The organism is Paenibacillus sp. MER 99-2 (genome assembly GCF_023714095.1).
In the GTDB taxonomy this organism is placed as follows: domain Bacteria; phylum Bacillota; class Bacilli; order Paenibacillales; family Paenibacillaceae; genus Paenibacillus.
In genome coordinates, this window is sequence record NZ_JAMAUZ010000007.1 from 201461 (window position 1) to 220585 (window position 19125).

Here is a 19125-nt window from a genome sequence, read left to right on the forward strand (position 1 = left end):
GTGAACATGTGAATTTTGGAGGGGAAAGTATACAATGAAAGCAACTTGGGAAAAGATAGAGAAGAACCTTGGGGTTCTTGAAGTTGAAGTGGGTGCAGATCGTGTAACTGAAGCACTCGACAAAGCTTTTAATAAAGTAGTTAAACAAGCGAATGTACCTGGATTCCGTAAAGGTAAAGTACCACGTCCAATCTTTGAAGCTCGTTTTGGTGTGGAAAGCTTGTATCAAGAAGCGATTGACATCTTGCTTCCTGAGGCATACACAGAAGCTATCGATCAAACGGATATCTTCCCAGTTGATCGTCCTGATGTAGATATTGAGCAATTCGCTAAAGGACAAGCATTCAAGTTCAAAGCGAAAGTAACAGTTAAACCAGAAGTTACACTGGGCGACTACAAAGGTATTGAAGTTGCTGTAGCTAAAGGTGAAGTTTCAGAGCAAGAAGTAACAGAAGAGCTTGAGCGTCTCCAACAACGTCACGCAGAACTTACTGTAGTTGACGAAGGTGCTGCTCAAAACGGCGATGTTGCTGTAATCGACTTCGACGGTTCTGTTGATGGTGTACCTTTCGAAGGTGGACAAGCAGAGCGTTATTCCTTGGAACTGGGTTCCAACACATTCATTCCAGGATTTGAAGAGCAAGTTGTGGGTCTGTCCACAGGCGACTTCAAAGACGTTGAAGTAACTTTCCCAGAGAGCTACCATGCAGCTGAACTGGCTGGCAAACAAGCGGTATTCAAAGTGAAAGTACACGAAATCAAACGCAAACAGCTTCCAGAATTGGATGATGAGTTTGCAAAAGATGTGAGCGAATTCGAAACACTTGAAGAATACAAAGCTGATCTTAAAACACAATTGGAATCCCGCAAAGCGGATGAGTTCAAAGGTGCACAAGAAAACGCAGTTGTAGAAAAAGTGGCTGAAAACGCTGAAGTGGACATCCCTTCTGCAATGGTTGACAGCGAAGTACAGAACATGATGCGCGATTTCGACAATCGTCTTCGCAACCAAGGTATGAACCTTGAAATGTTCCTGAGCTTCTCCGGTCAAACTCAAGCTGATCTGAGAGCACAAATGCAAGAAGATGCTTCTAAACGTGTTCGCAACAACCTCGTTCTCGAAGCTGTAGGTAAAGCGGAAAACATCGAAGTATCTGACGAAGAAGTGAATCAAGAGCTCGAGAAAATGGCTGAATCTTACAAACGTCCTGTTGAAGAGATTCGTGGCATTCTCGAAGGTAATGGTTCCCTCGACAGCCTTCGTGATGAAGTGAAACTGCGCAAAACGATTGATGTTCTCGTTGAGAACAGCACAGTAGTTGAGCCAGTTGAAGCTCCAGCTGAAGAAGCTGCTGCAGAATCTGCTGAAAAATAAGACAAACTGTTATTAATGAACAGTTGAATAAACGATAAGGCACGTGAGTCATTGCGTGCCTTATTTTTAAATTATGACATCCATTTTATAGAAAAATGATTAATAAAATGGATAGTTAACATATTCATAATGTTTTTATGGCATACTTACCTATGTGCTTAATACAAATAAAAAATGGTTAAACGGCATAGGAATGCTTCGATTTGCACATACATAGAAAACATGGTTAAATATGATCAGGCTATAAAGTAAACTCACCTATGCTGTACACGACCTGTGAGAAATGACATTGGCACAGGAACGTGATAAAATGAATTTGGGTTTGCTTTACAGATAGCCTATGTCTAATTACATGTAGAAAAGAGGTTGGTCTCATGAGTCTGGTGCCAATGGTTGTAGAACAAACCAATCGAGGCGAGCGGTCTTACGATATATATTCCCGTTTGCTGAAGGATCGCATTATTTTCCTAACCAGTGCGATTGATGACGATGTAGCCAATCTTGTCATAGCTCAGCTTTTGTTTTTGGCAGCGGACGATCCTGAAAAGGACATCAGCTTGTACATTAACTCACCTGGTGGTTCTGTTACTGCGGGGATGGGTATATACGATACGATGCAATATATCAAGCCGGATGTATCTACCATCTGCGTAGGAATGGCAGCAAGTATGGGTTCGTTATTGCTGACAGCCGGCGCACCTGGCAAGAGATATGCGCTGACGAACAGTGAAGTAATGATTCACCAGCCGCTCGGCGGCATTCAAGGACAGGCTGCGGATATCAAGATACACGCAGAATGGATTATTAAAACACGTCAGAAACTGAATCAAATATACGTCGATCGTACAGGTCAGTCCCTTGAGAAAATTGAGCGGGATACAGACCGTGACTTTTTCATGAGTGCTGAAGAAGCCAAGACGTACGGCATTATTGACCAGGTGCTCAGTAGACCGATCAATTCCTAAAGGGGTGGTTTCATGTTTAAATTTAACGATGAGAAAGGGCAGCTGAAATGCTCTTTTTGCGGTAAATCTCAGGAACAGGTGCGTAAACTGGTTGCAGGACCAGGCGTCTACATTTGTGATGAATGTATCGAATTGTGCACCGAGATCGTTGAGGAAGAATTGGGTCATGATGAAGAACTCGACCTGAAAGATATTCCGAAACCAAAAGAAATTCGTGGAATTCTGGATCAATATGTTATTGGCCAAGAACAAGCGAAGAAGTCGTTGTCTGTTGCGGTATATAACCACTACAAACGGATCAACACCCAAAGCAAAATTGAAGATGTTGAGTTGTCGAAGAGTAACATTTTGCTGTTAGGACCTACGGGTTCCGGTAAAACATTACTTGCGCAAACGATGGCGAAAATCCTCAATGTTCCATTTGCGATTGCAGACGCAACGTCCTTAACGGAAGCAGGTTATGTTGGTGAAGATGTTGAGAATATCCTTCTCAAGCTGATCCAAGCTGCTGACTATGATGTTGAAAAAGCAGAGCGCGGCATTATTTATATCGATGAGATTGATAAAGTTGCTCGTAAATCCGAGAATCCTTCTATCACACGTGATGTTTCAGGTGAAGGTGTTCAGCAAGCATTGCTGAAAATTTTGGAAGGAACGGTTGCTTCAGTACCACCACAAGGTGGACGTAAGCATCCACATCAAGAATTCATCCAGATCGATACTACGAATATTCTATTCATCTGCGGTGGTGCATTTGATGGCTTGGAGCAAATGATCAAACGCCGGATCGGCAAAAAAGTCATTGGTTTCAATACAGTCGCAGAGCAAAAAGATCTGAAACCAGGCGAATATCTTGGCATGGTATTGCCGGAAGATTTGCTGAAATTCGGTCTGATTCCAGAGTTTGTAGGTCGTCTGCCAGTAATCTCCACATTGGAGCCGCTGGATGAAGATACATTGGTACGGATTCTGTCCGAACCAAAAAACGCACTTACGAAGCAATATCAAAAATTGCTTGAGCTGGACAATGTTAACTTGGTATTTGAACCGGGTGCATTGCTCGCCATTGCAAAAGAAGCAATCAAACGTAACACAGGCGCGCGTGGATTGCGTGCAATCATTGAGGGTATCATGCTTGAAATTATGTATGAAGTGCCTTCACGTGAAGATGTTACTAACTGTGTGATCACAGAAGAAGTCGTTGAGAAAAGAGTTGTGCCTGAACTCGGCCAATCTAAGGACGATAAGCAGGAAGAAAGCGCCTAATTTAGGTGACGTATTCCGTTAAGCTCTGAAATATAGACTTGTCAGTCCTCCACTTTGGCAGAAGACGAATTTGATGTCTCTGTCAGGGTGGAGATTTGACGTTGTGGGGAGAGAAATCACTCATGTATTTAAGACAAGATACACGTCCAGTCAAAGTTGGGAACTTAACGATTGGTGGCAATAATGATGTCATAATCCAGAGTATGTGTACAACGAAAACGGCAGACGTTGAGGCAACCGTGGCAGAGATTTTGCGACTTGAGGAAGCAGGCTGTCAGGTGGTTCGTGTAACAGTAAATAATGAAGAAGCTGCGGCGGCGATCAAAGAGATCAAGAAACGCATTAACATTCCGCTGGTAGCAGATATTCATTTTAACTATAAGCTCGCTCTTCTGGCGATTGAGAACGGTATTGATAAAGTACGGATTAATCCGGGTAATATCGGTAAACGTGCAAAAGTCGAAGAAGTTGTAAAAGCATGTAAAGCACGTGGAATTCCTATTCGAATTGGTGTAAATGCGGGCTCGTTAGAGAACCATTTGCTAGATAAGTACGGTTATCCTACGGCTGATGCTATGGTAGAAAGTGCATTGTATCACATTGGTATTTTGGAAGAGCTTGATTTCCATGATATTATCGTTTCCCTCAAGGCATCGGATGTGCCAATGGCCATTGAAGCTTACACGAAAGCCGCTCAGGTTATTCAATACCCGTTGCATCTGGGGATCACTGAGGCGGGTACACTGTTCTCGGGTACAATCAAAAGCTCCGCAGGTATGGGGGCTCTGTTATCCATGGGGATTGGTTCAACAATGAGAATCTCTCTGAGTGCAGACCCGGTAGAAGAGATTAAAGTAGCACGTGATTTGCTCAAAACCTTTGGACTGATTTCGAATGCAGCGACATTGATTTCCTGCCCGACTTGTGGTCGTTTGGATATCGATTTGTTCTCCATCGCTAACGAAGTCGAAGAGTACATCTCCAAGCTTAAGGTGCCAATCAAGGTATCCGTGCTCGGTTGTGCAGTTAACGGTCCAGGTGAAGCGAAGGAAGCCGATATCGGCATAGCAGGTGCTAGAGGCGAGGGTCTGTTGTTCCGGCATGGTAAGATGATTCGTAAAGTGCCGGAAGAAACGATGGTCGAAGAATTGAAAAAAGAAATCGATAAAATTGTGGAATCCTATGAAGCTACAGGAGTCATTCCTGGTCGCTCGCACTAATTAATTTATACAAAGGTTGTTTCGAGAATCGCTTCTCGATTTGTGAACTTACCTTAATATATTACGGAGAAAGCCCGTCAGCCATGACGGGCTTTTTGTGTGTTTCCCAACAGAAATTCTGAATTTCCCGTTTACGTCTCCGCGAAAAGGTCATACTACCAAGTATTAGCATGATCACATATGAATAGGAGACAGAATAGGAGGATGTTGAGACATGGGTGATTTTGGAATGGTCTTCATGTTGATTCAGTTATTTTTTGGTGTGGTGATAGGTCTATATTTCTGGAACCTGTTAAGGGGACAGAAAACGAACCGCAGTGCGGTCGAGCGTGAGTCACGCAAAGAGCTGGAGAAATTGCGCAAGCTGCGCTCCATCTCCTTAACCAAGCCGCTTGCGGAGAAGACACGTCCAACCACAATTAACGATATTGTCGGGCAAAAAGATGGACTACGTGCACTGAAAGCGGCGTTATGCAGTGCTAATCCACAGCATGTTATTATTTACGGTCCTCCCGGAGTGGGGAAAACGGCAGCAGCGAGGGTGGTTTTAGAGGAAGCGAAGAAAAATCCAACTTCTCCGTTTAAACCAGATGCAAAATTCACGGAGCTGGATGCGACAACAGCCCGTTTTGATGAACGGGGTATTGCTGACCCGTTGATTGGCTCGGTGCATGATCCGATCTATCAGGGTGCAGGTGCAATGGGAGTGGCCGGTATTCCTCAGCCTAAGCCTGGAGCTGTAACGAAGGCGCATGGAGGAATACTTTTTATTGATGAAATCGGTGAATTGCATTCTATTCAGATGAATAAACTGTTGAAAGTGCTTGAAGACCGCAAGGTCTTTTTGGAGAGTGCGTACTATAACTCGGAAGACACGCATACTCCTGCTTATATCCACGATATTTTCCAAAATGGTTTACCGGCCGATTTTCGTCTGGTTGGAGCGACAACCCGTTCACCTCATGAGTTACCACCAGCTTTGCGTTCGCGTTGTATGGAAGTGTATTTCCGCTCGTTATTGCCAGAAGAGATCGGAGAAATTGCCAAGGATGCGGTACAGAAAATTGGCTTTAGCCCTTGTCCGGAAGCCGTGGAGGTAGTTAAGCGGTATGCAACGAATGGTCGTGAGGCGGTTAATATCATACAGTTAGCTGCGGGACTGGCATTAACTGAAAAGCGTGAAACGCTTCAAGCTTCTGATGTGGAGTGGGTGGCAGGTAGTAGTCAGATTCAACCACGGCCAGATCGTAAAGTGCCCTCGCGACCACAAGTTGGTTTTGTGAATGGGCTGGCTGTGTATGGACCGAATATGGGCACACTCCTCGAAATTGAAGTGTCCGCTGTGCCTGTGCATAAGGATCAAGGTGTAATTAATATTACAGGAGTTGTGGATGAGGAAGAGATTGGAGGCGGTTCACGCACGCTCCGGCGAAAAAGTATGGCCAGAGGTTCGGTTGAAAACGTCATAACTGTTCTAAAAGCGATGGGTCTTCGTCCAACGGATTATGACTTGCATATCAACTTCCCGGGAGGCACGCCGATTGATGGGCCGTCTGCAGGGATTGCGATGGCAACTGCGATTACCTCAGCGATTCAGGGACGTCCTGTTGATCATGAGACGGCGATGACGGGTGAAGTTAGTATTCATGGACGCGTGAAGCCTATTGGCGGTGTACTGGCTAAAGTGGAGGCGGCTTTCCAGGCAGGAGCGAAGACCGTGATCATTCCCGCGGAGAACTGGCAATCCATTTTTGAAAATTTGGAGGGCTTACGTGTCGTTGCAGTAGATACGGTTGAAGATGTATTTCGTGAAGTTTTCGCGTGGGTTCCAGATATACAATCATCGGAGCAGGCACAGCTTGTTGAAGAATCTCCAGTTCCAGCAACCGAGATTTTTCCACCAGCTTCAGCATCATTTTTACGTGCGGATGTGCCTCGTCCAGGGCGAGTTACGGATTCGGGAAGCTGCTAAGCGCTTCCCTTCATTGGTTTTTTATGTGAACATTTGATAGAATAATGAATGACTACAACCTGAGAGCCATTGGAGGTGCGAAAGCGATGGGACCGAGCAAAGCGAAAGGTCGTCGTTTTCCTTTACTGCCTTTAAGAGGACTTCTCGTCTACCCGAGTATGGTACTGCATCTCGATGTGGGCCGGGAGAAATCGGTCAAGGCTTTAGAAAAAGCGATGGTAGAGGAACATTTGATTCTCCTATGTTCTCAAGCCGAAGTAAATATTGAGGAACCAACACAAGAAGATATTTTCAGAATCGGAACCGTAGCCAAGGTCAGACAGATGCTGAAGCTTCCTAACGGTACGATTCGTGTACTCGTAGAAGGCTTGGAACGGGCTGAAATCATTGAATATATGGACAACGAGGAATATTACGAGGTACTGGCGCAGGAGCTGCCTGAGGAGGAGAATAACCATCCAGAGACGGATGCTCTGATGCGGACTGTTCTCAACCAGTTTGAAAATTATATTAATCTGTCCAAAAAAGTGACCCCCGAGACATTGGCAGCCGTGTCTGATATTGAAGAGCCTGGTCGGTTAGCTGATGTGATTACAAGTCACTTGTCTCTGAAGATTAAGGATAAGCAGGAGATTTTAGAGACGGTGGACGTGCGTGAACGCTTGGAGAAACTTCTCGATATTCTTAACAATGAACGTGAAGTGCTGGAGCTTGAACGCAAAATCAGTCAACGTGTGAAAAAGCAGATGGAGAAAACCCAGAAGGAATATTATTTGCGTGAGCAAATGAAGGCGATCCAGAAAGAACTGGGTGAAAAAGAAGGTCGTGCTGGTGAAGTCGAGGAACTTCGCAATCAGATGGAAGCTCTTGATCTGCCAGAGAAGGTGAAGGAAAAGGTAGAAAAAGAAATTGATCGCTTAGAGAAAATGCCTGCAAGCTCTGCTGAGGGCGGAGTGATCCGCAACTACGTGGATTGGCTGCTTGCCCTTCCGTGGAGTCAGATGACGGAGGATGACCTCGATATACAGAAGGCAGAGGATGTCCTGAATGCCGATCATTATGGTTTGGAAAAGCCTAAAGAACGTGTACTTGAATACTTGGCTGTGCAAAAGCTCGTGAAAAAGCTCAAAGGACCGATTCTATGTCTTGTGGGTCCTCCAGGGGTAGGTAAAACATCACTTGCCCGCTCCATTGCCAGATCGCTGGGACGAGAATTCGTTCGAATCTCACTCGGTGGGGTACGGGACGAAGCTGAGATTCGTGGTCACCGACGGACGTATGTTGGGGCAATGCCGGGACGTATTATTCAAGGGATGAAGACAGCGGGTTCACTTAATCCTGTGTTCCTGCTGGACGAGATTGACAAAATGGCTTCAGACTTCCGTGGTGATCCTTCGGCAGCGTTGCTAGAAGTGCTTGACCCGGAACAGAACAATACGTTTAGTGATCATTTTGTAGAATTGCCGTTTGACTTATCCAACGTCATGTTTATTACAACGGCGAATACCGTGCACAGTATTCCGCGTCCGCTTCTGGATCGGATGGAAATGCTGAATATTCCTGGATACACTGAACTGGAGAAGCTACAGATTGCCAAAAACTATCTGTTGCCGAAGCAGAAGCAAGATCATGGTCTGCAAGAGGATCAGCTGAATGTAGGAGACGATAGCTTACTTCGAGTCATTCGTGAATACACACGTGAATCCGGTGTGCGGAATCTGGAGCAACAGATGGCGTCTTTATGCCGTAAGGCAGCTAAGAATATTGTATCTGGCGTAGAAGGCCAGATTAATATTTCAGCGGATGAAGTGAAGGATTATCTTGGCCCAGGCAAGTTCCGTTATGGAATGGCTGAACTGGAAGATCAGATTGGTACCGTAACTGGACTCGCGTGGACTGAGGTAGGCGGAGATACTCTTGTTATTGAAGTCACCGTTGTGCCTGGATCAGGCAAACTTACGCTGACCGGTAAATTGGGAGATGTCATGAAGGAATCGGCTCAGGCCGCATTCAGTTATACTCGCTCCAAAGCGGCTCAACTAGGGATTGCATCTGACTTCCATGAGAAAAATGATATCCACATCCATGTACCGGAAGGTGCTATTCCGAAGGATGGTCCGTCTGCGGGGATCACAATGGCAACGGCATTGATCTCTGCACTCACGAACAAGCATGTATCCAAAGACATTGCCATGACTGGAGAAATCACACTTCGTGGTCGTGTATTGCCGATTGGTGGACTGAAGGAAAAATCACTCGCAGCTCACCGTGCAGGCTACAAAAAAATATTATTGCCCAAAGATAATGAACGGGACTTACGGGATATTCCAGACAGCATCAAGGAAGATGTGGAATTTGTCCCGGTTGCCCATATGGATCAGGTGTTAGAGCACGCACTTGTAGAGCAGGCAGGAATTCACCTGTAATCCATAACATCTAAGGGAGCGTATGAAGAATAAACCGTTTTGCGGAGGCTTCGGCGTCCGCACGAACGGTTTTTTTGGTATGATAGAACAACAAACCATGGCATAATACCTTCAGTACGTTTTACAGGAGATCAAGAGAGGACAGATATATCATGAAAGTAAACCAATCCGAATTTATAATCAGTGCCGTTCGGCCTGAACAATACCCAGATGACGGGTTGCCAGAGATTGCTCTGGCGGGACGTTCCAATGTGGGGAAGTCATCCCTTATTAACCGTTTGATCAGTCGTAAAAATCTGGCGCGGACAAGCTCTACGCCGGGTAAGACGCAGCAACTCAACTACTATAAAATTAATCAGGATCTCTATTTCGTCGATTTCCCGGGGTATGGTTACGCGAAGGTATCCAAAGAGCAACGTTTTGCTTGGGGAAAAATGATGGAGAAATACCTGCTACAACGTAAGGAATTGAAGCTTGTTATGCAGATGGTAGATATTCGGCATGAGCCATCCAAAGATGACAAGATGATGAATGAGTGGCTGCGCCATCACGGGCTTCCTCTTGTTGTTGTGGCGACCAAGCTGGATAAGATCCCCAAAACTCGTCGACCAAAACATATCAAGATCATCAAAGAAGGACTAGGTCTTCGTTCGGGAGATCTGTTTGTAGCATTTTCATCAGAAGAAGGAATAGGCAAAGAGGAATTATGGGAGATCATCTCTCGTCATGCGGCTGTAGGCAAGTATGCACCTGAGGCTCTCGAAGCTTCTGAACTCGAAGAAAACAACGAAGCTTAATGGGAACGGACGATCATACTATAGTCATGGAAACATTCCATGGCTATTTGTTTTAGTATCGAATTATAATATGGAAATCTACGAAATAGAATCGTAACGCATAACGGCGAAGATTGGTGAGACACTACAATAAATGACAATGCATAAGATGATTTACATGTGAATTTCATAAACATTTCATAAAAATCCCCCGGTGGGGGACATGATGTGTGATATAATTAACCATGTCCGTTATAGATGGATGTATATATGTAGAAAACACTTTGATTGGAAATTTATTAGGCAGGTGAACTTGCAATGCACATCGTTGTTGTTGGTTTGAATTATCGCACGGCGCCTGTAGAGATTAGGGAACGATTCACATTTGCAGAAAAGGATTTATCCGAAGCGCTGCAGCAGCTCAAGCTGACCAAGAGTGTATTGGAAGGTGTAATCGTGGCCACATGCAACCGTACAGAATTGTATGTTGTGGTAGACCGTCTGCACATGTGTGGTTATTTCATTCGTACGTTTATGGAACAATGGTTTAATGTTCCGCGGGAAGAATTTACGCAACACTTATATATATATGAAGATGATACAGCGATCCGTCATTTGTTCCGGGTCATTTGCGGATTGGATTCAATGGTCATTGGAGAAACGCAGATTCTCGGACAGGTGAAACAGGCTTTTCTCACTGCACAGCAAGAGAAAGCGACGGGAACATGGTTTAATATGCTGTTCAAGCAGGCGGTTACCTTAGGTAAACGAGCGCATTCTGAGACGTCGATTGGCGAGAGTGCGGTATCTGTCAGTTATGCAGCAGTGGAGCTAGGCAAGCGGATCTTTGGGATGTTCACGGATAAGAAGGTTCTCATTCTGGGAGCTGGTAAGATGAGTGAATTGACCGTCAAACATCTGTACGCCAACGGTGCTTCCGAGGTGATCGTTGCCAACCGTACACTTGCACGGGCAGAGGAGCTTGCAGCGAAGTTTCGAGGAACGCCTTGCACGATGGAAAGAGCACTAGAGAGACTGAATGAAGTGGATATTGTTATTAGTTCCACTGGGGCTGATCGCTATGTATTGGACGCATCCGTTGTTCGCGATAGCATGAAGCGTCGGCAGTCTCGCCCATTGTTCTTGATTGATATCGCGGTACCTCGTGACATTGATCCGGCGATTGGTGAGATCTCTAATGTCTTCCTCTATGATATTGATGATCTGGAGGGAATCGTGGAGAGCAACCTGGAGATGCGCAAGGTCGAAGCGGCCAAGATTGAGAAGATGATTGAACTGGAGATGGAAGATTACTATCACTGGCTCAAAACATTAGGTGTTCGTCCTGTCATTCGTGCTTTGCAGGAGAAGGGTGCCTCGATTCATGAAGAGACAATGGAAAGTCTGTTCAACAAATTGCCAGAGCTTGATGAACATCAACGCAAAGTGATCCGTCGTTTGACCAAGAGCATCGTCAACCAAATGACGACAGATCCGATTAATCGAATCAAGGAAATGGCTGGTACGAAGCATGGTGATGAAGCTTTGAACATGTTCACTCAAATTTTTGCCTTGGAGGATGCAGTGGAGACGGCCGCGGAGAAAGTAAATCAAAGCGACGCCTCAGCTTTACGCAAACCAGCCGCTGTTCATCTTAACGACAACCGGCAAGATGCTATGCCGGCTTATGTCCCGGCAGGCGTATAAGGCGGGTGGGCAGCTTGACCCTCGCTGAACAAATTTACGAAGCTCTAATTTACTTGTATGCCCTGAGCCTTCTGTTCTATTTCTCGGACTGCATTCGACGCAATGCGGGGGCGAAGCGAACGGGCACAGGGTTTCTTGTAGTTGTACTTTTGCTGCAGATCGCGCATGTTATTATGCGAATGTGGGAAGAAGGGCATTTTCCGATCTACACAACGTTTGATTTTTTATTTATATTTTCGTTCAGTATTGTAATGATGTCACTTGTGATGACGCGTGTGCAGCGTTCAGAGTTTGCCATTTTGCTACTGAATGTTGTTGGGTTCTCGGTTACCGTGCTGAACCGGTTATGGTTTACTGCCGGAGAGATTTCTTTGCATAATTGGCAGACCGTACACGGGTTGCTGATCATGCATATTACACTAGCGAATCTAGGCTTCGCCGCTTTGACGGTGGGAACGGTATTTGCTCTGTTATATCTGTTTTTGCATCGTAAACTGAAGAACAAGAAATGGAATGATACCGTACGGCGTATGCCTAGCCTTGAAGTGATCGGCAAATATATGGACGGAGCAACGTTAATCGGAACCCCACTGTTAGGTGTTTCGGTGATGTTGGCGGTATTATCAATTGTTGCGGAGACACGTTGGAGTTTACTTTTGGATCTTAAAGTGATTGCGACATTTCTTGCGATAGCGATATATGTAGGATACTTTGTTGCGAAGCAACGCAAACAATTTTCCATGATCATTATGGCGAGATGGACATTGATTGGTTATGCCTTAGTCATTATCAGTTTTTTATCCAATGCGTATTCAGCGTTTCATCGTTGGACGGGAGAGTGAATCCTATGGATCGGTACACCCCGATATATGTGAATACTTCAGGCAAAATGTGTTGTATCATTGGCGGCGGCCGTGTCGCTGAACGTAAAATTAAAGGTCTGCTCCATGCGGAGGCACATATCAAAGTGATAAGTCCGGACATCACAGCTGAGCTGAAACAACTGCATCAAGATTCCCGATTGGAGTGGATAGACCGGTCCTACCGCAAAGGTGATTTGCGGGGGGCCTTTCTCGTATATGCGGCGACGAACCATGTTGAAGTTAACTCGGCTGTAGTCCAAGAGGCGAAGAATGAGGGCATACTGGTGAATGACGCCATTTCCTCTTACAACAGTTCATTTATTACGCCCAGTGTCGTGAGGCGAGGAAGATTGAGCATAGCCATCTCAACAGCTGGAGCAGGACCGGCGGCTGCGGCTGAGATTCGTGCCGTACTGGAGGAACAATTCGGAGATGAATACGAGACGTATATTGAATTTTTGCATCAGATGAGGGGCGAAGTGAAGGCGCGTGTCTCGTCCTCGCGTCAGCGCAGCATTTTACTTCGTCAATTGACGGAAATGAACGTACTTGAAGATATTCGCAGCGGACGATTTCAATGGTGGACAGAAGAACAAATCGGGGAATGGATATCCCGCAATCAGGAGGAAATATAGACATGCGTACAATTAAAGTTGGAAGTAGACAGAGCGCTCTTGCTTTAACTCAGACAGGCCATGTTATTAACGATTTGCGCCAGATTTGTGAGCGAGAAGGATTAGCATTTGATTTTGAAGTACATAAGATCGTGACTAAGGGAGATCTGATTCTCGATGTGACGTTGTCCAAAGTGGGAGGCAAAGGGCTGTTTGTAAAAGAAATTGAGCAAGCCATGTTAGATCACAAAATTGATATGGCTGTACACAGCATGAAGGATATGCCGTCCGAATTACCCGAGGGGTTGATTAACGGTGCAGTGCCTCGTCGTGCTGATCCGCGCGATGCCTTGATCTCGAATGGAGGTCTCACACTGGATCAATTGCCAGAGGGTGCTAGAGTCGGAACAAGTAGCTTGCGTCGTTCCAGCCAGTTGAAAGCTTATCGTCCCGACCTTCAACTGGAGTCACTGCGTGGCAACATTGATTCTCGTCTACGCAAGCTGGAGACAGAAGGTTTGGATGCGATTATATTGGCTGCTGCTGGGCTGTACCGTATGGGCTGGGAGGATCGCATTACAGAATATCTGTCTGAGACAGCTTGCCTACCTGCTGTAGGTCAAGGTGCATTGGGTATCGAATGCCGTGAAGATGATGCAGAATTGTTGCATTTATTGCAGTTGTACAATGATCCAGAGACCGCCGGGCCTGTACTGGCGGAGCGTCGTTTCTTGAGCGTGTTGAATGGCGGTTGTCAGGTTCCAATTGGGGCGCATGCCGTCTGGGTGCCACAGGAAGATACAGATTCCCCGAATGGACAAAACAAGTTACAATTAACAGGTATGGTTGGTACGCCTGATGGCGGACTGATACTGAAAGAAGCTCTGACCGGTAAAGATCCGGTTCGTCTAGGAGAAGAAGTCGCGTGGAGGCTAATTGAACGGGGAGCAGAGCAGATACTGGCAGAAGTTAGGGGATGAAGACATGGTGGGAAAGGTCTTTTTGGTAGGAGCAGGCCCGGGAGATGCTAAGCTGATTACCGTAAAAGGATGGGAGTCAATTGGCAAGGCAGACGCGGTGGTATATGATCGCTTGGCTAGTCCAAGGCTGTTGAAACAAATGAAGCCAGGAGCTGTCAAGATTTACGTGGGCAAGCGACCTGACCGACATACAATGAAACAGGAAGAGATCAATCAGTTGTTGGTGGATCTTGCGCTAGAAGGAAAAGTGGTTGTGAGACTCAAGGGAGGGGATCCAACCATATTTGGACGCGTTGGCGAAGAAGCGGATTTGTTACGTAAAAACGGCGTTCCTTTTGAGATCGTGCCTGGTGTAACAGCAGCGATTAGTGTGCCTGCTTATGCCGGAATTCCAGTGACCCACCGCGACTATGCTTCGTCGATTTCTATTATTACAGGACATGAGAGCCCGGACAAGCTGGATCGCAGCATCCATTGGGATAAAGTAACGAATGCAACGGGCACACTTGTATTTATGATGGGTGTCGCCAAAATTGGTTATATTAGCGAACAATTGATTCGCCATGGTCGACCAGCTCAGACGCCAGTGGCATTAGTACGCTGGGGGACGAGAGCGGAGCAGGACACAATTACGGGTACACTTGAAAATATAGAAGCTAAAGTGCTAGCTGCTAATTTTCAGCCTCCTGCTGTCATTGTTGTTGGTGATGTGGTGAATCAACGGGAACAATTGAAGTGGGCGGAGGCGCTTCCGTTGTTTGGTAAACGGATTTTGGTGACGAGGGCTCGTAGTCAGGCCAGCGAATTAGTAGATCGGATTGAGGAGCTTGGCGGCGAACCTTACGAGTTCCCAGTCATTGAGACGATTATGCCAACAAGCGAGTCTTCCAAGCAAAGTGTCAAACAAGCCTTTGATGCGTTAAATACATTTGACTGGGTATTTTTCACGAGTGTGAATGGCGTTGAATTTTTCTTCCGTCATCTGGAACAAGAAGGCCAAGATATTCGCTCCATCCATCGTGCCCGAATTGCAGCTGTAGGTCCTTCTACAGCAGAAGCTTTGCGCAAACATGGCATTGCAGCCGAAATGGTAAAAGGGCCGTTCCAGGCGGAAGGCATGCTTGAAGCATTCGAAAGCGAGTTGAAGGAAGGACAGCGTGTGTTGCTTCCTCATGGAGACCTTGCGCGCTCCTGGTTGCCAGAGCAACTGAAGGAACGAGGGCTTCATGTCACTGAAGCGATCATCTACGATACAATTCTTGCTGGTGAGGATGACGATGAATTACTGAAACTGTTAGAAGAGGGCGGTATTCATGCCGTAACATTTACAAGCTCATCTACAGTTACGAACTTTATGAACATTCTGAAGCGTATGGGGATTCAAGATCCACTACCTTTATTAGAAAATGTGGAGATTGCTTGCATCGGACCAGTCACGGCCAAGACGGCAGAAACTGCTGGGTTGAAGGTGACCTTGATGGCAGAACAGGCAACAATCGAGAGTATGATCTCCGTATTGTGTGATTGGAAGCGGACACCGACGACGGTTGAATCTTCCTCACATTGATTAAATACTTCAGAATCGCAAGTTGATATGCATTGCGATTTCACGTAGCGTTTGCATAGATCCGGATGGCTGAAGCGTGCTGAATTCGTTAAGAACCAGCGCGCTTCCCTTTTTGCTCTATTTAACTTTTGAAGGAGGTTTTAACGATGAGTTTTCCAATTGTACGACATCGTCGTTTGCGTCAATCTGTAGGTATCCGTAACATGGTCAGAGAGAATCAGTTGAGTGTGGATGATTTTATTCAGCCGATCTATGTGACGTATGGAGAGAATGTAAAATCCGAAATAAAATCGATGCCAGGTGTATTCCGTTTCTCGTTAGATCGTCTTCAAGAAGAAGTGACCGAGATTGCGGAACTAGGTATTCCGGCTGTGCTGCTGTTTGGTATTCCAGAGACGAAGGATAGTGTTGGTTCGTCGGGTTTTGCCGAAGATGGTATTGTGCAGGAAGCTACGAGATTGATCAAATCCTGGTATCCAGAGCTGCTCGTTATCGCAGATACCTGTCTGTGCGAATTCACAGATCACGGACATTGCGGTATGGTGCACACTTTTGAGGTAGATGGTCATACTTGCGGGGATGTTCTAAATGATGAGTCATTGGAGCTATTGGTGAAGACAGCAGTATCCCAAGCTAAAGCAGGGGCGGACATTATTGCTCCTTCCAACATGATGGATGGATTTGTACAAGCCATTCGAGCTGGACTCGATGAGAATGGATTCAGTCATATTCCAATCATGTCATACTCGGTAAAATACGCTTCGGCATTCTATGGCCCATTCCGTGAAGCTGCCGACTCTACACCGCAGTTTGGAGATCGCAAATCATATCAAATGGATCCCGCCAACGCACGTGAAGCTCTACGTGAAGCCGAAACCGATGTGCTTGAAGGTGCAGACATGCTTATGGTAAAACCATCACTTTCCTATTTGGACGTGTTGCGTACGATTAGAGATCAGTTCGATCTGCCTCTCGTAGCCTATAACGTAAGTGGTGAGTACGCGATGGTTAAAGCAGCAGCCCTCCAAGGGTGGATTGATGAGAAAAAGGTTGCGATGGAGATCCTGCTTAGTATGAAGCGTGCAGGCGCAGATATGATTATTACCTACTACGGAAAAGATGCTTCTCGCTGGTTGGCAGGGAAATAATGGCTTGCGTTTGATTACAGGATATAAAGGAGGATATTCATGACTACACAACAACAAGGAAATCGTCGAAATGATGAGCGCTCACGCAGCGCATTTGAAGAAGCGAAGCAGTACATACCGGGAGGGGTGAATAGCCCGGTTCGAGCGTTCAAATCGGTAGGGCTAACGCCTATTTATGCAGAACGTGGCGAAGGCTCTAAGATTTACGATATTGATGGCAATGTCTTTATTGATTATGTAGGTTCATGGGGTCCGCTCATTATGGGACATGCACATCCTGACGTTGTAGAAGCCCTCCGGGAAACAGCGCTCAAAGGAACAAGTTTTGGTGCACCAACGTTGCTTGAAACCGAGATGGCTAAGCTTGTATGTGAACGTGTACCATCGATTGATATTGTGCGGATGGTAAATTCGGGTACGGAAGCAACGATGAGTGCAATTCGATTGGCTCGTGGTGTAACCGGACGCAGCAAAATTTTGAAATTTGAAGGCTCTTATCATGGACATGCGGACAGCTTGCTCATCAAAGCAGGCTCAGGTGTTGCAACGTTAGGCCTTCCAGACAGTCCGGGTGTTCCTGAAGGTGTGGCTACTAATACGATTACAGTACCTTACAACGATTTGGAGTCTGTGAGTCTTGCTTTTGAACGCTTTGGTGAAGAGCTGGCAGCTGTAATTGTGGAGCCAGTTGCAGGTAATATGGGTGTTGTTCCTCCGGCTCCAGGTTTTCTTGAAGGGCTGCGCAGCTTAACAACCAAGTATGGCAGCTTGCTTATTTTTGATGAAGTGATGACGGGATTCCGTGTGGGTCTGAACTGTGCACAGGGGCGTTATGGTGTGACACCAGATCTAACATGTCTTGGTAAAGTCATTGGTGGTGGACTACCTGTAGGTGCATATGGCGGCCGACGTGATCTAATGGAGCAAATGGCACCATCTGGACCGATCTATCAGGCAGGTACACTCAGTGGCAATCCGCTCGCAATGGCAGCAGGTTACACAACCCTCAAGTTGCTGACCCCTGAGGTTTATGATCGTTTGGAGACATTATCGGCTCGTTTGCAGGCTGGATTTGAGAAGAATGCAGCAGAAGCGGGTGTGGCGATAACGATTAACCGAGTGGGTTCGATGGTATGCCCATTCTTCAGTAGCGTTCCAGTAACAAATTATGATATCGCAAAAGAAAGCAATCTGGATCAATTCCGTCGTTACTTTGCTGCAATGGTTGATCAGGGTGTGAGTGTTGCTCCTTCTCAATATGAAGGAATGTTCGTCTCTGGTGTGCACACAGAGCAAGACATCGATGATACCATCGAAGCTAATCGTAAAGCTCTCTTGTCCTTATGAGCATCAAAAGTTGGAAACGCCGAGGCGATTGGCTTGAACTGATGCCTGGCAAAGTGGTGACAGGTAGTTCAGATAAGCAGATGGCTGTGGAGCAATGGCTGCAATCTGAACTCCAGCTCCCGGAGAAGATGCTACGTCAGCTACAAGCGAATCAGGGTATACAACTTGCAGGGGACCGGCTTCGGCTGGCCCTTTTTGCATCTCGCCCACTTGATGTTGAACCACGGTGGGCAGAGATTGATGTGTTATATGAGGATGACTTCTGTCTGGTTGTGCACAAACCTGCTGGTATGAAGCTGCATCCCGATGGGAGCCGAGCAGATACTGCAATTACGCTGGATCATGCGGTTGCTTCGTATTATGAGATGAACGGTATTGAGGCGAGCGTACGGCATGTGCATAGATTAGATGAGGATACAACTGGCCCTGTGTTATATGCCAAAAATGCTTTTGCCCTCTCCAAACTGGATGAAGCGATGCGTACTAAAGAGATCGGACGCCATTACGTGGCGATTGCTGGGGGACAGGTACCCCAGACGCTACAGCTGATTAATGCGCCAATTGGCAAGGACAGACATCATAAGCAACGTAGACGTGTCTCTCCGAATGGACAGGAGGCGATCACTCACGTTCAGATTGTAGAAGTCTTTCCAAAAGCGACCTTAGTTCGACTTACGTTGGATACCGGGCGTACACATCAGATCCGGGTTCATCTGAGTTATGCGGGACATGCTCTAATTGGAGATGAACTGTATGGAGGGAATCCGGATCGCATTGGACGTCAAGCTCTCCATGGAGAGCTATTGGTGTTCAAGCACCCTCTTACCGGAGCAACAATTGAGGTTACAGATCCTTGGCCCGAGGATTTTAAACAACTGATTGATCGTGAAAAGTAATAG

At 46.2% G+C, this 19125-nt stretch carries 15 protein-coding genes; all 15 read left to right on the top strand.

Annotated features, from left to right (window positions below):
- Nucleotides 1-34: 34 nt before the first annotated feature.
- The 15 genes from tig (at nt 35) to M3636_RS23550 (ending at nt 19122) form a co-directional block, all read left to right on the top strand.
- Nucleotides 35-1375: a trigger factor gene (gene tig, locus M3636_RS23480; protein ID WP_128103316.1), complete on the top strand. Its 1341-nt coding sequence runs from the start codon at nt 35-37 to the stop codon at nt 1373-1375.
- A 374-nt stretch (nt 1376-1749) separates the two neighbouring features.
- Complete coding sequence (gene clpP / locus M3636_RS23485) at nt 1750-2340, top strand: ATP-dependent Clp endopeptidase proteolytic subunit ClpP (RefSeq protein ID WP_056698043.1); 591 nt, start codon at nt 1750-1752, stop codon at nt 2338-2340.
- A gap of 12 nt (nt 2341-2352) precedes the next feature.
- Nucleotides 2353-3606: an ATP-dependent protease ATP-binding subunit ClpX gene (clpX, locus tag M3636_RS23490; RefSeq protein ID WP_128103315.1), complete on the top strand. Its 1254-nt coding sequence runs from the start codon at nt 2353-2355 to the stop codon at nt 3604-3606.
- Between the two features lie 122 nt (nt 3607-3728).
- A complete protein-coding gene (gene ispG / locus M3636_RS23495; RefSeq protein WP_128103314.1) occupies nt 3729-4826 on the top strand; it encodes a flavodoxin-dependent (E)-4-hydroxy-3-methylbut-2-enyl-diphosphate synthase in 1098 nt (365 codons plus the stop codon).
- Nucleotides 4827-5040: 214 nt separating this feature from the next.
- On the top strand, nt 5041-6798 hold the full coding sequence (gene lonB, locus M3636_RS23500) for an ATP-dependent protease LonB (RefSeq protein ID WP_251384221.1): 1758 nt from the start codon (nt 5041-5043) through the stop codon (nt 6796-6798).
- Nucleotides 6799-6884: 86 nt separating this feature from the next.
- Nucleotides 6885-9224, top strand: a complete 2340-nt coding sequence (gene lon, locus M3636_RS23505) for an endopeptidase La (protein ID WP_145049893.1) — start codon at nt 6885-6887, stop codon at nt 9222-9224.
- Between the two features lie 152 nt (nt 9225-9376).
- Nucleotides 9377-10021, top strand: coding sequence for a ribosome biogenesis GTP-binding protein YihA/YsxC (yihA, locus tag M3636_RS23510; protein WP_128103313.1), 645 nt, complete (start codon nt 9377-9379; stop codon nt 10019-10021).
- Nucleotides 10022-10318: 297 nt separating this feature from the next.
- Nucleotides 10319-11707 (top strand): glutamyl-tRNA reductase, encoded by a 1389-nt coding sequence (gene hemA / locus M3636_RS23515; RefSeq protein WP_056698023.1) that lies wholly within the window; start codon nt 10319-10321, stop codon nt 11705-11707.
- 14 nt (nt 11708-11721) lie between these two features.
- Nucleotides 11722-12549: a cytochrome c biogenesis protein CcsA gene (gene ccsA / locus M3636_RS23520; protein WP_251384243.1), complete on the top strand. Its 828-nt coding sequence runs from the start codon at nt 11722-11724 to the stop codon at nt 12547-12549.
- A gap of 5 nt (nt 12550-12554) precedes the next feature.
- Nucleotides 12555-13205, top strand: a complete 651-nt coding sequence (locus tag M3636_RS23525; RefSeq protein WP_251384222.1) for a precorrin-2 dehydrogenase/sirohydrochlorin ferrochelatase family protein — start codon at nt 12555-12557, stop codon at nt 13203-13205.
- Between the two features lie 2 nt (nt 13206-13207).
- Nucleotides 13208-14164, top strand: coding sequence for a hydroxymethylbilane synthase (gene hemC / locus M3636_RS23530; RefSeq protein WP_145049899.1), 957 nt, complete (start codon nt 13208-13210; stop codon nt 14162-14164).
- Nucleotides 14165-14168: 4 nt separating this feature from the next.
- Nucleotides 14169-15731 (top strand): uroporphyrinogen-III C-methyltransferase, encoded by a 1563-nt coding sequence (gene cobA, locus M3636_RS23535; RefSeq protein WP_128103310.1) that lies wholly within the window; start codon nt 14169-14171, stop codon nt 15729-15731.
- Nucleotides 15732-15877: 146 nt separating this feature from the next.
- Nucleotides 15878-16879: a porphobilinogen synthase gene (hemB, locus tag M3636_RS23540; RefSeq protein ID WP_251384223.1), complete on the top strand. Its 1002-nt coding sequence runs from the start codon at nt 15878-15880 to the stop codon at nt 16877-16879.
- 39 nt (nt 16880-16918) lie between these two features.
- Nucleotides 16919-18226, top strand: coding sequence for a glutamate-1-semialdehyde 2,1-aminomutase (gene hemL, locus M3636_RS23545; RefSeq protein WP_251384224.1), 1308 nt, complete (start codon nt 16919-16921; stop codon nt 18224-18226).
- On the top strand, nt 18223-19122 hold the full coding sequence (locus tag M3636_RS23550) for an RluA family pseudouridine synthase (protein WP_251384225.1): 900 nt from the start codon (nt 18223-18225) through the stop codon (nt 19120-19122). Before hemL ends, M3636_RS23550 begins: the two co-directional genes overlap by 4 nt.
- Nucleotides 19123-19125 lie beyond the last annotated feature (3 nt).

Excerpts from the sequence above, each read along its gene's own strand:
- tig (WP_128103316.1), top strand. The coding sequence starts at position 35 with ATGAAAGCAACTTGGGAAAAGATAGAGAAGAACCTTGGGGTTCTTGAA.
- lon (WP_145049893.1), top strand. The coding sequence starts at position 6,885 with ATGGGACCGAGCAAAGCGAAAGGTCGTCGTTTTCCTTTACTGCCTTTA.
- lonB (WP_251384221.1), top strand. The coding sequence starts at position 5,041 with ATGGGTGATTTTGGAATGGTCTTCATGTTGATTCAGTTATTTTTTGGT.
- hemL (WP_251384224.1), top strand. The coding sequence starts at position 16,919 with ATGACTACACAACAACAAGGAAATCGTCGAAATGATGAGCGCTCACGC.
- M3636_RS23525 (WP_251384222.1), top strand. The coding sequence starts at position 12,555 with ATGGATCGGTACACCCCGATATATGTGAATACTTCAGGCAAAATGTGT.
- cobA (WP_128103310.1), top strand. The coding sequence starts at position 14,169 with ATGGTGGGAAAGGTCTTTTTGGTAGGAGCAGGCCCGGGAGATGCTAAG.
- M3636_RS23550 (WP_251384225.1), top strand. The coding sequence starts at position 18,223 with ATGAGCATCAAAAGTTGGAAACGCCGAGGCGATTGGCTTGAACTGATG.
- clpX (WP_128103315.1), top strand. The coding sequence starts at position 2,353 with ATGTTTAAATTTAACGATGAGAAAGGGCAGCTGAAATGCTCTTTTTGC.
- hemB (WP_251384223.1), top strand. The coding sequence starts at position 15,878 with ATGAGTTTTCCAATTGTACGACATCGTCGTTTGCGTCAATCTGTAGGT.
- hemC (WP_145049899.1), top strand. The coding sequence starts at position 13,208 with ATGCGTACAATTAAAGTTGGAAGTAGACAGAGCGCTCTTGCTTTAACT.
- ispG (WP_128103314.1), top strand. The coding sequence starts at position 3,729 with ATGTATTTAAGACAAGATACACGTCCAGTCAAAGTTGGGAACTTAACG.
- yihA (WP_128103313.1), top strand. The coding sequence starts at position 9,377 with ATGAAAGTAAACCAATCCGAATTTATAATCAGTGCCGTTCGGCCTGAA.
- clpP (WP_056698043.1), top strand. The coding sequence starts at position 1,750 with ATGAGTCTGGTGCCAATGGTTGTAGAACAAACCAATCGAGGCGAGCGG.
- hemA (WP_056698023.1), top strand. The coding sequence starts at position 10,319 with ATGCACATCGTTGTTGTTGGTTTGAATTATCGCACGGCGCCTGTAGAG.